The 13,796-nt window shown below is 61.6% G+C and carries 15 protein-coding genes and 1 tRNA gene; 11 read left to right on the top strand and 5 right to left on the bottom strand.

The annotated features are described in order from the left end of the window. Positions 1-29 precede the first annotated feature (29 nt). From L0U84_RS01600 to hisC, 8 genes are all read left to right on the top strand, one after another. Positions 30-1,871: a tetratricopeptide repeat protein gene (locus L0U84_RS01600; RefSeq protein ID WP_233846816.1), complete on the top strand. Its 1,842-nt coding sequence runs from the start codon at positions 30-32 to the stop codon at positions 1,869-1,871. Then, positions 1,871-2,503, top strand: coding sequence for a lipoprotein insertase outer membrane protein LolB (lolB, locus tag L0U84_RS01595; RefSeq protein WP_233851902.1), 633 nt, complete (start codon positions 1,871-1,873; stop codon positions 2,501-2,503). Before L0U84_RS01600 ends, lolB begins: the two co-directional genes overlap by 1 nt. An 89-nt stretch (positions 2,504-2,592) precedes the next feature. Continuing rightward, positions 2,593-3,474, top strand: coding sequence for a 4-(cytidine 5'-diphospho)-2-C-methyl-D-erythritol kinase (ispE, locus tag L0U84_RS01590; RefSeq protein WP_233846814.1), 882 nt, complete (start codon positions 2,593-2,595; stop codon positions 3,472-3,474). 52 nt (positions 3,475-3,526) lie between these two features. Then, positions 3,527-3,603, top strand: a tRNA-Gln gene (locus L0U84_RS01585). Positions 3,604-3,665: 62 nt separating this feature from the next. After that, positions 3,666-4,622: a ribose-phosphate pyrophosphokinase gene (locus tag L0U84_RS01580; protein WP_233846804.1), complete on the top strand. Its 957-nt coding sequence runs from the start codon at positions 3,666-3,668 to the stop codon at positions 4,620-4,622. A gap of 163 nt (positions 4,623-4,785) precedes the next feature. Further along, the gene (locus L0U84_RS01575) at positions 4,786-5,409 is read left to right on the top strand and encodes a 50S ribosomal protein L25/general stress protein Ctc (protein WP_233846802.1); all 624 of its coding nucleotides are present in this window, start codon (positions 4,786-4,788) and stop codon (positions 5,407-5,409) included. A 148-nt stretch (positions 5,410-5,557) separates the two neighbouring features. Further along, positions 5,558-6,163: an aminoacyl-tRNA hydrolase gene (pth, locus tag L0U84_RS01570; protein WP_233846800.1), complete on the top strand. Its 606-nt coding sequence runs from the start codon at positions 5,558-5,560 to the stop codon at positions 6,161-6,163. A 49-nt stretch (positions 6,164-6,212) separates the two neighbouring features. Further along, complete coding sequence (hisC, locus tag L0U84_RS01565) at positions 6,213-7,292, top strand: histidinol-phosphate transaminase (protein WP_233846798.1); 1,080 nt, start codon at positions 6,213-6,215, stop codon at positions 7,290-7,292. A gap of 75 nt (positions 7,293-7,367) precedes the next feature. Here hisC and L0U84_RS01560 read toward each other — a convergent pair whose 3' ends face one another. The 3 genes from L0U84_RS01560 to L0U84_RS01550 form a co-directional block, all read right to left on the bottom strand. After that, entirely contained in the window at positions 7,368-7,625 is a 258-nt protein-coding gene (locus L0U84_RS01560) for a YfhL family 4Fe-4S dicluster ferredoxin (RefSeq protein WP_233846796.1), read from the bottom strand. 102 nt (positions 7,626-7,727) lie between these two features. Next, positions 7,728-8,357 (bottom strand): hypothetical protein, encoded by a 630-nt coding sequence (locus tag L0U84_RS01555; protein ID WP_233851901.1) that lies wholly within the window; start codon positions 8,355-8,357, stop codon positions 7,728-7,730. Between the two features lie 1,116 nt (positions 8,358-9,473). Further along, a complete protein-coding gene (locus L0U84_RS01550; protein ID WP_233846794.1) occupies positions 9,474-10,028 on the bottom strand; it encodes a hypothetical protein in 555 nt (184 codons plus the stop codon). A gap of 93 nt (positions 10,029-10,121) precedes the next feature. On the opposite strand from L0U84_RS01550, the gene L0U84_RS01545 reads away from it, so the two are divergent. Together L0U84_RS01545 and L0U84_RS01535 are read left to right on the top strand one after the other, a co-directional pair. Next, positions 10,122-10,469: a winged helix-turn-helix domain-containing protein gene (locus L0U84_RS01545; protein WP_233846792.1), complete on the top strand. Its 348-nt coding sequence runs from the start codon at positions 10,122-10,124 to the stop codon at positions 10,467-10,469. Positions 10,470-10,792: 323 nt separating this feature from the next. Then, positions 10,793-11,017 (top strand): hypothetical protein, encoded by a 225-nt coding sequence (locus L0U84_RS01535; protein ID WP_233846790.1) that lies wholly within the window; start codon positions 10,793-10,795, stop codon positions 11,015-11,017. 159 nt (positions 11,018-11,176) lie between these two features. Here the strand turns inward: L0U84_RS01535 and coaD are convergent, their stop codons facing one another. Beyond that, on the bottom strand, positions 11,177-11,686 hold the full coding sequence (coaD, locus tag L0U84_RS01530) for a pantetheine-phosphate adenylyltransferase (protein ID WP_129961925.1): 510 nt from the start codon (positions 11,684-11,686) through the stop codon (positions 11,177-11,179). A 100-nt stretch (positions 11,687-11,786) separates the two neighbouring features. Continuing rightward, the gene (gene rsmD / locus L0U84_RS01525; RefSeq protein ID WP_233846788.1) at positions 11,787-12,401 is read right to left on the bottom strand and encodes a 16S rRNA (guanine(966)-N(2))-methyltransferase RsmD; all 615 of its coding nucleotides are present in this window, start codon (positions 12,399-12,401) and stop codon (positions 11,787-11,789) included. A gap of 250 nt (positions 12,402-12,651) precedes the next feature. Between rsmD and ftsY the strand changes: the two genes are divergently transcribed. Then, a complete protein-coding gene (ftsY, locus tag L0U84_RS01520) occupies positions 12,652-13,791 on the top strand; it encodes a signal recognition particle-docking protein FtsY (protein ID WP_233846785.1) in 1,140 nt (379 codons plus the stop codon). Positions 13,792-13,796 lie beyond the last annotated feature (5 nt).

Here is a 13,796-nt window from a genome sequence, read left to right as displayed (position 1 = left end):
CAATCGACTGAAACATTGAACGGATTTCCATGAACGTGTCCTTCGTGAAGCTGCTTTCAAGGCGCCGCGCGCGCGTGTCCAACGTGCCGCTCGCCGTGTCCGCACGCCGGATGCTCGGCGCAGCCGCGCTCGCATTGTGGGCGCTAGCGGCCGTGCCCGCGCATGCGCAGGACCCGTCGCCGGATTCGGACGACACGTCGGTTACGATGCCGGACCCGCTGGGGCCGTCGACGTCTGAAGACGAAAAGTCGCTGCCCGGCGTACCGCTGTCGAGCCAGATCGTCTTCCAGGTGCTGGCCGCCGAAATCGCGCTGCAGCGCGACCAGCCGGCACCGGCCTATCAGACCTACCTCGCGCTCGCGCGCGACACGCACGACCCGCGCATGGCGCAACGCGCCACCGAGATCGCACTGGCCGCGCAGAGCCCGTCGGACGCGCTGGCTGCCGCGCAATTGTGGCTACAGTACGCGCCGAGTTCGGAACGCGCCGCCCAACTCGACGCGTCGCTGCTCGTGCTGTCCGGCAAGCCCGACGATGCGTCGCCGATCCTGTCGCAAGAACTCGCGAAGGTACCTGAAGAAAATCGTGGCAGCGCGATCCTCGCGCTGCAACTGCTGCTGTCGCGCGGCCCGAATCGCGTCGGTGGCCTGCACGTATTGCAGGACCTGCTGAAGAACGACATGAACCGGCCGGAAGCCCAACTGGCCGTCGCACGCCAGCAATTGCTGGCCGACGACGCGCCGGGTGCGCACAAGTCCCTCGAGCAGGCGCTCGCGATCAAGCCCGACTATCTGCCGGCCGCGTTGATGCTGTCGCAGATGGGCCCGGAAGAGCGCAAGGAAGGCATCGCATCGCTCGAGAAGTACGTGCAGCAAAATCCGAAATCGCATGACGCGCGGCTCGCGCTCGCGCAGATGTATCTCGCGAGCGACCGTCTCGACGACGCGCAGAAGCAGTTCGAGATCATGCGCAAGGCGAACGCCAACGACCTGACGCCGTTGATGGCGCTCGCGCTGATCAAGATCCAGCAGAAGAATCTCTCCGAAGCGCAGACCTATCTGATTCAATACGCGCAGCAGGCCGAAAAGACGCCGGGCGCCGATGCGGGCCAGGCCTACATCTATCTCGCGCAACTGGCGCTGGAACAGAAGAACGAAGCGGCCGCGAGCGACTGGCTGAACAAGATCTCGCCGGCGAGTCAACAATACCTGGCCGCGCAGATCACGCGTGCGCAACTGCTCGCGAAGCAGGGCAAGACCGAGGAAGCGCGCCAGTTGCTCGCCAACCTGCAGACCTCCGATCCGCGTGACGTGGCGCTGATCGCGCGCACGGACGCTGCGATCCTGTTCGACGCGAAGCGCTACCCGGAAGCCGAAGCTCGCCTGCAGCAAGCCACGGCGAACTTCCCCGACGACCCCGACCTCACCTACGACTACGCGATGGCCGCCGAGAAAACCGGTCATTACGACGTGATGGAAGCGCAGTTGCGCAAGCTGATCCAGACGCAGCCGGACAATCCGCAGGCGTATAACGCGCTCGGCTATTCGCTCGCAGATCGCAACCAGCGCCTGCCGGAGGCGGACAAGCTGGTCGAGAAGGCCTCGGCGCTCGCTCCGAACGATGCGTTCATCATGGACAGCGTCGGCTGGGTCAAGTACCGGATGGGCGACACGGCCGATGCGATCAAGCTGCTTCGCAAGGCATATAGCCTCCAGCCGAACGCCGAAATCGGCGCGCACCTCGGCGAAGTACTGTGGAAAGCCGGCGAGCAGGAACAGGCACGCGCCGCGTTTCGCGAGGCGCGCAAGCTCGAACCCGACAACGAAACTCTCGTCAAAACGTTGCAACGTCTTCAGGTAAACGATCTTTGATACGTCTTTCCCGTTTGATTTCTTTTTCCAGGGCGCCGCGCGGCATCGCGCTCGGTTTCGCGGCGGCAGCGGTTGTCGCGCTGGCCGGCTGTGCGTCGGTGAAGCCGCAGGGGCCGTCCACGTCGAACGCCGCGACCGAGGTCACCGCGCAGACGAGCCGCTCGTATCAGGGCCGCTTCGCGATCCAGTACAACGATCAGAACGGCCAGCAGCGCAACGCCTACGGCAATTTCTCCTGGCAGGAAACCGGCGACACCGTCACGCTGCAATTGCGCAATCCGCTCGGCCAGACGCTGGCCATCGTGACCTCGTCGCCTGCTTCGGCCACGCTCGAGTTGCCGAACCGCGCACCGCTCACCGCCGATAACGTATCGACGCTGATGCAGAACGCGCTCGGCTTCGCGTTGCCGGTCGAAGGGTTGCGCTACTGGTTGCGGCCGTCGCCGGCGCCGACCTCGCGCGCGACGACCGAAAAGGATCCGGAGCAGCCGTCGCGCCTGAAGCAGATCACCCAGGACGGCTGGACGATCGACTATGTCGCCTATGCCGATGCGCCAGCCACCGGTGTGAAGCGCCTCAATCTGAGCCGCTCGGAGCCGCCGCTCGACATCAAGCTCGTGCTGGATCAGTGAGTCGTCGTTGCCGGGTCATTTGGCCCGGGGGCCGCTGACATAACCTTGCTACCCGTTTGGCGCCATCGTGGCGCATGTAGCCTTCACTCATGATCGAAACAACCAATTCGCTGCGCGACTGTCTCGCGCCAGCGAAACTCAATCTCTTCCTGCACATCACCGGTCGTCGGCCGGATGGTTATCACACGTTGCAAACGGTCTTCCAGTTGCTGGACTGGGGCGACACGCTGCACTTCACCCGACGCGACGACGGGCTCATCACGCGCCGTACCGAAATCGCCGACGTGCCACCCGAGCATGATCTGACCGTGCGTGCCGCGACGTTGCTGAAGGCGCATACGGGCTCCCGCGAAGGCGTCGATATTGAAATCGACAAACGCCTGCCGATGGGCGCGGGCCTCGGCGGCGGCAGTTCCGATGCGGCGACGACACTGCTCGCGCTCAATCGGCTGTGGAAGCTCGATCTGCCGCGCCAGGAGTTGCAGGATCTCGCGTTGAAGCTCGGCGCCGATGTTCCTTTCTTTGTATTTGGGAAAAATGCGTTCGCAGAGGGTGTCGGAGAATCATTAGACGTTGTACAATTGCCGCCGCGTTACTTCCTGGTAGTGACGCCGAGGGTGCAGGTTCCAACCGCAGCGATTTTTTCCGAAAAAGCGTTGACAAGAGATACAAAGCCCCTCATAATTACGGACTTTCCTGCAGAACACAGCTGCAACACTGAATGGCCAGAAAGTTTCGGCCGGAATGACATGCAGCAGGTTGTCGTAGGAAAGTACGCGGAAGTAGCGCAAGTGCTGCGATGGTTTGAAGACATCGCGCCAGCGCGGATGTCTGGATCGGGTGCCAGTGTTTTTGCAGCGTTCCGTAGCAAAGCTGAAGCAGAAGCGGCGCAAGCCAAACTGCCTGGCGAATGGAGCAGTGCAGTAGCAACGGGCCTGGATCAGCATCCACTCTTTGCTTTCGCGTCATAAGTTTTGCATCGTCGAACGAAACTCCACGTTCGGCGGAGCTCAAAGTTAGTGTAGGGGAGTCGCCAAGCTGGTTAAGGCACCGGATTTTGATTCCGGCATGCAAAGGTTCGAATCCTTTCTCCCCTGCCAAAAATTCTCGTAGTTCGCTGTAGTTCGCATTTCTCCCGCCCCCAGCCTGAAGTAGGTGCACGATGAGCAGCCATGACGGCCTGATGGTTTTTACTGGCAACGCAAATCCCGCGCTTGCACAGGAAGTCGTCAAAAACCTCGGTATTCCCCTCGGCAAAGCAATGGTCAGCCGTTTCTCGGACGGCGAAATCCAGGTCGAGATTCAGGAAAACGTGCGCGGCAAGGATGTCTTCGTCCTGCAATCCACGTGTGCGCCGGCCAACGACAATCTGATGGAACTGATGATCATGGTCGATGCGCTCAAGCGCGCATCCGCAGGCCGGATCACTGCAGCCATCCCCTACTTCGGTTATGCCCGTCAGGATCGTCGCCCGCGTTCGGCGCGCGTCGCCATCTCGGCGAAGGTCGTGGCGAACATGCTGGAAATCGCCGGCGTCGAGCGGATCATCACGATGGATCTGCACGCCGACCAGATTCAAGGCTTCTTCGACATCCCGGTCGACAACATCTACGCAACGCCGGTGCTGCTCGGCGATCTGCGCAAGCAGAACTACGACAACCTGCTGGTCGTTTCGCCGGACGTCGGCGGCGTGGTGCGCGCCCGTGCATTGGCGAAGCAACTCAATTGCGATCTCGCGATCATCGACAAGCGTCGTCCGAAGGCAAACGTCGCCGAAGTGATGAACATCATCGGTGAAGTCGAAGGCCGCACCTGCGTGATCATGGACGACATGGTCGACACGGCCGGCACGCTGTGCAAGGCCGCGCAGGTTCTGAAGGAACGCGGCGCGAAGCAGGTGTTCGCTTACGCCACCCACCCGGTTCTGTCGGGCGGCGCGGGCGAGCGTATCGCCGCTTCCGCACTCGATGAACTCGTGGTCACGGACACGATCCCGCTCGGCGAAGAAGCCCGTTCCTGCGCGAAGATCCGTTCGCTGACGAGCGCCGGTCTGCTGGCCGAAACGTTCTCGCGTATCCGCCGCGGCGATTCGGTGATGTCGCTGTTCGCTGAAAGTTAAGCATTTGCGAAGATGCCGCGTAACGCTTCATGCGACACGCGGCGTTTTTGCACAATCGGCATGAGCGAACGAAGGTTCTTGCCGCTTTCCTGGGCCTCAGCCATTACGGCTTCGAGGCCCTGTTTTTACTGCCTGGTCGCGGGCAGTGTATTGGAGATTCAAGATGAAAGTAGTCGCTTTCGAGCGTTCCCTGCAAGGTACGGGTGCGAGCCGCCGCCTGCGTAACTCGGGCAAGACCCCGGGTATCGTTTATGGCGCCGGTGCTGACACGCAACTGATCGAACTCGATCACAACGCCCTGTGGCACGCGCTGAAGAAAGAAGTTTTCCACTCGTCGATCCTCGATCTGGAAGTGGCAGGCAAGTCGCAACAGGTTCTGCTGCGCGACGTGCAATACCACCCGTTCCGTCAGCTCGTGCTGCACGTGGACTTCCAGCGCGTCGACGCGTCGAAGAAGCTGCACACCAAGGTGCCGCTGCACTTCATGAACCAGGAATCCAACCCGGCAGTGAAGCTGTCGAGCGCGGTGATCTCGCACGTCCTCAACGAACTCGAAATCGAGTGCCTGCCGTCGGCACTGCCCGAATTCATCGAAGTCGACCTCGCGAAGATCGAAGCAGGTCAATCGGTTCACGCTAAGGACATCCCGCTGCCGGCAGGTGTGGCGCTGGTCGCCCACGTCGACGCGGAAAACCCGGTGGTCGCTGCTGCAACGATCCCGGCTGGCGCAATCGCTGAAGACGCTGCTGCTGCTGCTCCTGAAGGCGGCGAAACGCCGGCCGCTTAAGAGCCTTCCGGTTCGACGCAAGCAATCCTCTCGATCCGTTTCCGATGAAACGGTCGATGTGACCCGCCGAGGTTCGCCCTGGCGGGTTTTTTTTCGGCTTTTTAGTCCGGCTGCGTTTCACTTCCGGATCTGATGGACTCACGCAACCATGATCAAGCTGATCGTCGGGCTCGGCAATCCGGGCGCCGAATACACCGCGACGCGTCACAACGCCGGCTTCTGGCTGGTCGATCAACTCGCGCGCGAGGCAGGCACGACGCTGCGCGACGAGCGGCGCTTTCACGGCTTTTACGCGAAGGCGCGGCTGCACGGCGAGGAAGTGCATCTGCTCGAGCCGCAGACCTATATGAACCGCTCCGGCCAATCGGTCGTCGCGCTCGCGCAATTCTTCAAGATTCTTCCCGACGAGATCCTCGTCGCGCATGACGAGCTCGACATGCCGCCCGGCAGCATCAAGCTGAAGCTCGGCGGCGGCAGCGGCGGGCATAATGGGTTGAAGGACATCAGCGCGCATCTGTCGTCGCAGCAATACTGGCGGCTGCGGATCGGCATCGGCCATCCGCGCGATCTGATTCCCGAAAGCGCGCGCGCCGGCGCGAAGCCGGACGTCGCGAACTATGTGTTGAAGCCGCCGCGGCGCGAAGAGCAGGAGGTCATCGACGCGTCGATCGAGCGCGCGCTTGCGGTGATGCCGCAAGTCATCAAAGGCGAGCTCGAACGCGCGATGATGCAACTGCATCGCAACAACGGTTGACGCGCGCCCCCCCATCGACACCTGCACCCGACCCCGCGAGGAGAATCGCTTGAGCCGCTACTGGAGCGACATCGTTCATCGTCTAACGCCGTATGTGCCGGGCGAGCAGCCCGCGCTCGCGCATCCGGTGAAGCTGAACACCAACGAGAATCCGTATCCGCCGTCGCCGCGCGTGCTCGACGCGATCCGCCGCGAGCTCGGCGACACGGCGGACGCACTGCGCCGCTATCCCGATCCGAGCGCACGCAAGCTGCGCGAAACGGTCGCCGCTTATCACGGCATCCGCGCCGAGCAGGTATTCGCGGGCAACGGTTCGGACGAAGTACTCGCGCTCACGTTCAAGGCCTTGCTCAAGCACGACAAGCCGCTGCTGTTTCCCGACATCACGTACAGCTTCTATCCGACCTACGCGAAGCTGTTCGAGGTCGACTACCGCACCGTCCCGCTCGACGACCGCTTCGCGATCAACGTCGACGACTACGCGGTGCCCAACGGCGGCATCCTGTTTCCAAATCCGAACGCGCCGACCGGCCGGCCGCTGCCGCTCGCGGAAATCGAACGCCTCGTCGCGAGCCATCCTGATTCGGTCGTGGTGATCGACGAAGCCTACGTCGACTTCGGCGCCGAGTCGGCGATTGCGCTGATCGACCGCTATCCGAATCTGCTCGTCGTGCAGACCGTATCGAAGTCACGTTCGCTTGCCGGCATGCGCGTCGGCTTTGCGTTCGGCGATGCGGCGCTGATCGATGCGCTCAATCGCGTGAAGGACAGTTTCAATTCCTATCCGCTCGACCGCCTCGCGCAAGCCGCGGCGACCGCCGCCTACGAAGACGACGCGTGGTTTCGCGAATCCTGCGCGAAGGTGATTGCGAGCCGCGAACGGCTCGCGGCGGAATTGACCGCGCTCGGCTTCGAAGTGGTGCCGTCGGCCGCGAATCTGCTGTTCGCGCGGCATGAAGGGTACGATGCCGCGACGCTCGTGTCGCGGCTGCGGGAAAAGGAAATCTTCGTGCGGCATTTCAACGCGCCGCGCATTGACCAACATCTGCGGATCTCGGTCGGCACCGACGCCGAATGCGACATCCTGCTCGACGCGTTACGCGGCATTTTCAGCGCCTACGTCGGATAACCAAAACGCCGCGCGAAAAAAACGGCGAAGGCCCGCGAGCCTTCGCCGTTTTTATTTGCGCGTCACCCGCGAACTTCAGGTGCCCTTGGCGGCCTGCAGTGCGTGATATTTCGCCATCAAACCTTCGCGCGTTTCCAGGTGGTTCGGGTCACGCGGAATGCACTCGACCGGACACACCTGAATGCACTGTGGCTCGTCGAAATGACCGACGCATTCGGTGCACTTCTTCGGGTCGATTACATAGATTTCCGGGCCCATCGAAATCGCGTCGTTCGGGCACTCGGGCTCGCAGACGTCGCAATTGATGCACTCGTCGGTAATCATCAAGGCCATGCTGCCACCAACTTTCCTAGAAAAAACAACATATTATAGCTTTTTCGCCTCCGCACGGTCGTGCGATCCCGCGCCGGGATCACGGACGGCTGCGATCCTCGATCAGGTAGGCTTCGATGCCAACTGGTTGGTGTATGCGCTGTCTAACGCCAACTGGATGCTGAACATGCCATTCGACATGCGGGAATTGCCGGGCTGTTTCGGCAACAAGGCCAGTAGCCCCTTCATCACGTACAGCATGATCAGCGCACCGGTCAGATCGCCGACAAACATCGTGAAGAAGCTTTCGAACCAATTTTTCGTCGTACCGGTCAGCGCAAACCACAGGTGATGAAACAGCGGGTTTGCTACCGAATAGGCGACGGCCAGAACCAGAAGCCGCTTCGGCGTCAGGTTCGACAGCGACGCGCGCAAATCGTAGTACTCGAGCGCAAACCGGTAGACCAGATACGGTGCCAAAGACCCAAGCAAAGCACCTGCAATTGCACGCACCGGGTCCTGCGGAAACCAGTACAGAAAGTCGGTGATCAGTCCGGCAAGCAGAAGGCCGATGGCACCATCGAACCCAAGCAGCAACGTGCTGAGAAGCCGAACACCAGACGGCAGGAAAATCCAGTTGACGCCTCGCACGAAAGACGTGTGCGTAAATACCTCCTGATTGATCCACAGCGACACCAGGAACGCGATCAGAGTCCCAGCGATCGACCAAAAATGCAAACGTAAGCTAGACATTGCCTTGAGCCATCCTCTATTGCTTTTGCCGAATGAATCATAGCGTGCCCGTATGGCGTTCCGCGAGCGCAAGCAGCAAGCTTCCGGTCAGAGACATCGTGACGCTCCGGGAAATAATTTCGCGCGGCCCTTAAGTTCGGCGCGATGCGACCGAAAACCCATTTGTAGCTGTATACCAGCCTCGACAAGTATGTCCAACCACGTCCGCATTGATATGGTTTTTATAGCGATGAACCTGAGAGAACAGGCTGGAACGGAACGCGCTATCCGGACGAACCGGTGGGCATCGGCACGCCGACCCGTGAGCCGCGCGCCTGCTCCATGGCTCGCGCGCTATCCCGTCTTTCAAGATGCGTTACTCGGCAGCGAGACAACGTTGGGGGCGCTTCCTGACTTCGTCAGGCGCGCCGCGCTGGAAAGACTGGGTGGCTCTCATTATTCGTGTGTGCCCAGTTCAGTACTCGATGAAATCCGCGCCTCTTACCTGGAACTTCGTAGCACACGTGTAGCGGAAGAAGTACGTCGATACCTGTCTGACACCGGGGACCGTCTGACGGCGTCGAGCGAATCGTCGGACCCCCTTGAAATCCTGGCGGCGGGAATGCCGCGGATGCTGGTGCCGCCCGTCGCTCGCCCTCCGTGTCTGCTGAGTTCTGGCAGAGGAATATTTCTCGGGGGTTGGGCGCGGTTTATCGCGTACTGGTGTCGGAAAGACCCAACGATTCCGCTACTCGCGGTCGATTGGCCAGTCCTTTACGAGCACATAGCGCCGTACAGCCTGTGCAACCCGATCGACGATCACAGTGTCATACGGACTCCGTAGTGATGGGATTTTGAGCGTAGTGCCATCGCGCTGCTGGATCGCGCTTCTTGCAATGACGACTCGAACTGACAACCCGCACGAGCCTTGCCAACGCGCGACTTTATCGTTATAGTTTTTGTAACGGCCAAACCTGAGAGAAATGGTTCGCGTGGAACTCGCTGTCCGAACCGACCGGTTCTTCGGCTCGCGCCGACCGGTCGGTTACGTTGCCTCGTTTGCATGGCGGCAAATGCCCAGGTCGAACCTGCTTTTTATACCTATGCAACAGAGTTCCTGAAGAGCGGCGGGACCTGTCAGGCGCGCGAAGCTCCTCGTATCGGCAACAAAGCGAGAACGCCCTTCACGACGTACAACATGATGAGCGCGCCGGAAAGATCGCCGGCGCACATCAGGAAAAAGCTTTGGACAAGGTCGTGCGTGTTCCCCTGCAACGCGAACCAGATGTGATGCAACAGCGAATTCGCGGTCGAATAAGCGACCGCCAGTATGAGTAGTCGCTTCGCAGTGAGATTGGTCAGCAATGCACTCAGCCCATACCACTCCCTCGCGAGGCGATACACCGCATACGGCCCCACCGTGGCGATGATTCCGCCGGCGATCGACCGAACAGGGTCGTGCGGAAAGAAGTAGAAGAAGTCGACGAGCCAACTCGCCAATAGCAAGCCGATTGCGCCATCGCCGCCCAGCAGCAACGTGCTCAATAGTCTGACGCCCGACGGCAGGTAGATCCAGTTCACGCCCCGGACGAACTCGGTATGCGCGAAGACTTCCTGATTGATCCAGAGCGACAGCACGAACGCGATAGCCGTGCCCGCGATCGAGAGGAAATGCAAACGTAAGCTAGACATGGAGATAAAATAACGAAGCCCGGTCGTCGCTGGGCAGCATCAAGGTTCGCTTTGTGCGCTCGGGTGAGCGGCGTTTTCGTTGGAGCGATGGTCATGACCCGCCCTGCTGATATCTATCTTCGATTTCTTCAACTGACCGAAGCACTGCGAGGTCTGCCCTCACTTCCCGCGCTCGATCCGCTCGAAGAAAAGATCCTGGAGTTCGTTGCCCGCATGAGGCAAAAAAACGAACGACTGTCGGTTCGAGACATGATGGCCCAAAGCACGCTCGGGTCGCCGGCAACCCTGCATGCCCGTATCACGTCAATGCGCGAAAAGGGCTGGCTCCTGCTGAACGACACCGAAGACGCTCGCCGCAAACAGGTCGAACTAACGCCTGCGGCCCTCCGCCACTTCGACAAACTTGCCGAGGCGTTCAGCAAAGCTGCGAAGGGTAGCTGACATTGCTCCGAGCCGGTTAAGCCCGCACTCTTCGGCTAGAAAAAACGCCTCATTCCTATTGCAAAGCCCGTCTGGCTACTCCGCCCTGGCAATTCCACATACGCGGCATTTGTCGCCCTGTTGAAATCCAGCGTTCCGTACAGATCGGTGCACTTCGTCAGTTCATACTCGACGAGTTGAACAAAGGTATATCGATTGCCGATGCCAACACCTTGACAGAATCGATACAAAAAATATAACGTTAAGCGGGTTCAGCGTCCGGATTCGCAGATCGCAAGTTCGGGGGAATTCGACCGTATGATTGACGCAGAAGGTGAAACGCCGTGACCCACGAGCAATCGCGTCCCGCAAAATTGCTGGTCGCCGTCGAGAGCAAGTACATCGGACTCGACGTTGGCCGCACACACAAAGCGGGCAAGAAGGTGAAGGTGCAACGAAGCGCCGCGAATCCCAGCCTGTTCGTGATCTGGTTCGGCAAGACGGAGATCGCCCGAATTTCCGCGTCACGACTTGCCCAAACCATCGAATACACCGATGTCCGTGCGTAACGACGGGTTCGACGTTCGCCGCCAACAGGTCGCGCCAACATTACTTAGAGCAGCCAACTGACGCACTCGTCGCCGATCATTGAAGCCGCATTGTTCGCACCCGATGCCGCCCACGGCCGGCTTTGATCCATCAAAACCGGCCGCCTGTGCGACTCAGGCTCAAGTCGCCTGAGCGCCGCCTTGCGGATCCAGCGACGCGACTTTCTCCTTCAGCCATTTTTCGACCGACGGGAACACGAACTTGCTGACGTCGCCGCCCAATTGCGCGATCTCGCGCACGATCGTGCCCGAAATGAACTGATACTGATCGGACGGCGTCATGAACATCGTCTCGACGTCGGGCAGCAGATAGCGGTTCATGCCCGCCATCTGGAACTCGTACTCGAAGTCCGACACCGCGCGTAGCCCCCTGACGATCACCCGCGCGTTGTTGGTCCGCACGAAGTCCTTGAGCAGCCCCTTGAAGCTCATCACCTGGACGTTCGGGTAGTGGCCGAGCACCTCATGCGCAATCGCGAGGCGCTCCTGGAGAGTGAAAAACGGCTGCTTGGCACGGCTGTCGGCCACACCCACCACCAGCGTGTCGAAAATGCTCGACGCGCGCCGAACGAGGTCTTCGTGACCGCGCGTCAGCGGGTCGAACGTGCCCGGGTACACGGCGACTACCATGAGACTTCTCCTCTCTTCAGACAAAACGGCACGTCCAAGCGACGCATTTGGCACCGGCGCGGATCACGATAAACCGCCCGGCCCTTTTTTGGAACGCGCATTATTCCTTATTTTCGCGCTGCAGCAAATGAAAGTGCACAGCGCCCGCCTTGCCCTGCCGCACGACCTCCCAGTCCGCGAGCGGCTCGTGAGCGGCCGGTTCGAGCGCTTCACCCGCTTCGACATAGAGATAGCCGCCGGCGCGCAGCAGCGGCACGGCCACCGCGAGCGCCTTGCCGAGCAGGTCGGCATCGAACGGCGGATCGAGGAACACGACGTCGAACGAGCCTGGCGCGAGACTCGCCGCGAGACGCAGGCCGTCCGCCTCGGCGATTTCGATCATGCGTGCATCGAGCCGTTGCTGGTTCGCGCGCAACTGCCCGGCGGCGCGCGCATGGCGCTCGACCATCAGCACGCGAGCCGCGCCGCGCGACGCGGCCTCGAAGCCGAGCGCGCCGCTACCGGCGAACAGATCGAGGCAGTGCTGGCCGTCCAGACGCTGGCCGAGCCAGTTGAACAACGTTTCGCGGACGCGGTCGGGCGTCGGGCGCAAGCCGTCCAGATCGAGCACGGGCAGCGGCGTGCGTTTCCAGTCGCCGCCGATGATGCGAATGGCATGCGGCTTGCCGCTTTTGGACGAAGCGCCAGCGGCGCGTGAAGGGGCTAAACGAGGCATGCAGTATCGTGCGGTTTCAGCTGAGTGATGAACACGCCCGCGGCGCCGAGGCGCGCGGGCCGGAGCGCCCACGTTACCACAGGGGCGGCGCGCGTCCAGCCTGGCCGAGCGGCCGATACGACGCACCGCGGCACGCCTGATAAAATGTGCGGCTGCCAGCGCCCCGCTTTTTCGCATCCCGGCGCTGCCCACCGCTTCGCCGGTCCCGTGCCGGCTGCGCGCATCGGCGCGCTCTCCAAGACGTCAGATCATGTTCAGCTTTTTCAAACGATTCAAGGGTTCGAAAGAGTCCGATACCGCCACAGACGAATCGCTGGCGGCGCAAGACGGCGCGACACCCGAGGCAGAGGTGCAAACCGCGCCTGTCGAGCCGGTTGCGCCCACCGTTCCCCCTGTGGCCACGACCATCATCGAGCCCCAGCCCGAGCCGCGAGACGCCGTGCTCGATACCGTCGAGATCGTTCCGCCGCCCATGCAGGACGCTGGCGCGAAGCGCTCGTGGCTCACGCGCCTGAAGAGCGGACTTGCGAAAACCAGTTCGAACCTGACCGGCATTTTCGTCGGCGCGAAGATCGACGAGGACCTGTACGAGGAACTCGAAGCCGCGCTGCTGATGTCGGACGCCGGCGTAGAGGCGACCGAATTCCTGCTCGAGGCGCTGCGCGAGAAGGTGCGCAGCGAACGCCTGACGGACCCGCAGCAGGTCAAGACCGCGCTGCGCACGCTGCTCGTCGAGTTGCTGAAGCCGCTCGAAAAATCGCTGATGCTCGGCCGCGCGCAGCCGCTCGTGATGATGATCGCCGGCGTCAACGGTGCGGGCAAAACCACGAGCATCGGCAAGCTCGCGAAGCATCTGCAGAGCTTCGACCAGTCGGTGCTGCTCGCCGCCGGCGACACATTCCGCGCCGCCGCGCGCGAGCAGCTCGCCATCTGGGGCCAGCGCAACAACGTAACCGTGGTCGCGCAGGAAAGCGGCGATCCGGCCGCGGTGATCTTCGACGCGGTCGGCGCCGCGCGTGCGCGCAAAATCGACGTGATGATGGCCGACACGGCCGGCCGTCTGCCCACGCAGCTGCATCTGATGGAAGAACTGCGCAAGGTGAAGCGCGTGATCGGCAAGGCGCAGGACGGCGCGCCGCACGAAGTGCTGCTCGTGATCGACGCGAACACCGGCCAGAACGCGCTCACGCAGGTCAAGGCATTCGACGACGCTCTCGGCCTCACCGGTTTGATCGTCACCAAGCTCGACGGCACCGCGAAGGGCGGCATCCTCGCGGCGATCGCGCGGCAGCGGCCGATTCCGGTGTATTTCATCGGCGTCGGCGAAAAGGTCGAGGATCTGCAGCCGTTCAGCGCGGAGGAGTTTTCGGACGCGCTGCTGGGCGGCTGATCGCG

Source organism: Paraburkholderia sp. HD33-4, from assembly GCF_021390635.1.
In the GTDB taxonomy this organism is placed as follows: domain Bacteria; phylum Pseudomonadota; class Gammaproteobacteria; order Burkholderiales; family Burkholderiaceae; genus Paraburkholderia.
This window is presented reverse-complemented; position numbering and strand designations above follow the sequence as displayed.

What these genes read in the sequence shown, in the direction of transcription:
- L0U84_RS01600 (WP_233846816.1), top strand. Translation starts at nt 30, where the DNA reads ATGAACGTGTCCTTCGTGAAGCTGCTTTCAAGGCGCCGCGCGCGCGTG.
- ispE (WP_233846814.1), top strand. Translation starts at nt 2,593, where the DNA reads ATGATCGAAACAACCAATTCGCTGCGCGACTGTCTCGCGCCAGCGAAA.
- L0U84_RS01580 (WP_233846804.1), top strand. Translation starts at nt 3,666, where the DNA reads ATGAGCAGCCATGACGGCCTGATGGTTTTTACTGGCAACGCAAATCCC.
- L0U84_RS01575 (WP_233846802.1), top strand. Translation starts at nt 4,786, where the DNA reads ATGAAAGTAGTCGCTTTCGAGCGTTCCCTGCAAGGTACGGGTGCGAGC.
- pth (WP_233846800.1), top strand. Translation starts at nt 5,558, where the DNA reads ATGATCAAGCTGATCGTCGGGCTCGGCAATCCGGGCGCCGAATACACC.
- L0U84_RS01560 (WP_233846796.1), bottom strand. Translation starts at nt 7,625, where the DNA reads ATGGCCTTGATGATTACCGACGAGTGCATCAATTGCGACGTCTGCGAG.
- L0U84_RS01555 (WP_233851901.1), bottom strand. Translation starts at nt 8,357, where the DNA reads ATGTCTAGCTTACGTTTGCATTTTTGGTCGATCGCTGGGACTCTGATC.
- L0U84_RS01550 (WP_233846794.1), bottom strand. Translation starts at nt 10,028, where the DNA reads ATGTCTAGCTTACGTTTGCATTTCCTCTCGATCGCGGGCACGGCTATC.
- L0U84_RS01545 (WP_233846792.1), top strand. Translation starts at nt 10,122, where the DNA reads ATGACCCGCCCTGCTGATATCTATCTTCGATTTCTTCAACTGACCGAA.
- coaD (WP_129961925.1), bottom strand. Translation starts at nt 11,686, where the DNA reads ATGGTAGTCGCCGTGTACCCGGGCACGTTCGACCCGCTGACGCGCGGT.
- rsmD (WP_233846788.1), bottom strand. Translation starts at nt 12,401, where the DNA reads ATGCCTCGTTTAGCCCCTTCACGCGCCGCTGGCGCTTCGTCCAAAAGC.
- ftsY (WP_233846785.1), top strand. Translation starts at nt 12,652, where the DNA reads ATGTTCAGCTTTTTCAAACGATTCAAGGGTTCGAAAGAGTCCGATACC.